Source organism: Azonexus sp., assembly GCF_036170495.1.
Lineage (GTDB): Bacteria > Pseudomonadota > Gammaproteobacteria > Burkholderiales > Rhodocyclaceae > Azonexus.
In genome coordinates this window covers 1-1,424 of record NZ_JAVHPH010000010.1, presented here as the reverse complement: position 1 = coordinate 1,424, position 1,424 = coordinate 1, and the positions used below count along the sequence as shown (strand labels likewise).

Here is a 1,424-nt window from a genome sequence, read left to right as displayed (position 1 = left end):
TTTCTGGATTTTTGATGTCTCTACTTGTTTGAGGGCCGTTACCCATCGACAATCGCCGGCCAGACAGTAGATTGACTCCTTGTAGGCCATCATGAATCGTCCGCCATGCAAAACGAAATACTCCGCCAGGAAGTAACGCCTGTCGGCCTTGCCGACTTCATCCCACGTATCGACCCCGCTGCAATGGGCCACCAGGAAGGCACACTGCTCGACAAATACGGGCGGCGGATTTCCTACGTTCGCCTGTCTATTACAGATCGCTGCGATTTCCGATGCACCTATTGCATGGCCGAGGAAATGACTTTTCTGCCACGCAAGGCAGTAATGAGTCTTGAGGAGTGCCTGCGCGTTGCCTCGGTGTTCGTTGGTCTGGGCGTCACCAAGCTGCGAATTACCGGGGGCGAGCCACTAGTGCGCAAAGATGCCATGTGGCTGATTGAACGCCTGGGCGCTCTACCTGGCCTGGAAAATCTGGTGCTAACCACCAACGGCTCACAACTTGACCGATTTGCTGCTCCGTTGCGGGCGGCTGGTGTCAAGCGCATCAACATCAGTCTCGATACATTGAATCCGGATCGCTTCCGGAAAATCACCCGGATCGGCGATATAACCAAGGTCTTGCGCGGCATCGAAGCGGCGCGAAAAACCGGGTTTCGGCGCACCAAGCTTAATGTCGTGATGATGCGCGGCACCAACGATGACGAGTTCGTTGATCTGGTCGGGTTTGCCATCGAAAACGAACTGGATATTTCATTTATCGAGGAAATGCCGCTCGGCGATATTCATGGGCGCGGCAATACCTTTATATCGTCCGAGGAAGCGCGGGAAATGCTGTCCAGCCATTTTGAGCTGATTCCTTCGACGGAAGACTCCGGTGGGCCGGCGCGCTATTGGCGCATTCCTGGCAGCGAATCACGTGTTGGATTCATCTCTCCACACAGCCATAATTTCTGTGATAGCTGCAACCGTGTCCGAATTACCGCCAAGGGCGAGCTTTACCCGTGCCTCGGCCAGAATGATGCGGCGAATCTGCTACCGGCCCTAAGAGCCAGCAATGACGACACTGCCTTGCGCCAAGCAATCGTCGATAGCATGGGCATCAAACCCTACGGGCACGACTTTACGCAGCAAATGGATGCACCACAGGTCGTTCGCTTCATGTCGATGACCGGCGGCTAATTTTAGTTTTGGCCATTTTTTCCGGTTGACCGTGGGTTTTACGGGTAGACCTTGCAGAAGCCGGCAGCGCTGATTGGCGTCGTAAACTGGCCAAGTAACGTAAAGAAAAGCGACAACATAAGCAAAAAGGCGACCCAACGGGTCGCCTTTTTGTGTTGCCTGACCCAGAAACGACAGGGTTGGCAAAAATTCATGCTACATCCTTACAGACCGCGCACCGCACGCTTGCGCTCGATTTCCGTCAG

General features: G+C 54.4%; 1 protein-coding gene. It reads left to right on the top strand.

Going from position 1 to position 1,424, the window contains the following annotated elements; all coding sequences use genetic code 11:
* Positions 1 to 105 precede the first annotated feature (105 nt).
* A complete protein-coding gene (gene moaA / locus ADADOO_RS00445; RefSeq protein ID WP_511274193.1) occupies positions 106 to 1,179 on the top strand; it encodes a GTP 3',8-cyclase MoaA in 1,074 nt (357 codons plus the stop codon).
* Positions 1,180 to 1,424 lie beyond the last annotated feature (245 nt).

Excerpts from the sequence above, each read along its gene's own strand:
- moaA (WP_511274193.1), top strand. The coding sequence starts at position 106 with ATGCAAAACGAAATACTCCGCCAGGAAGTAACGCCTGTCGGCCTTGCC.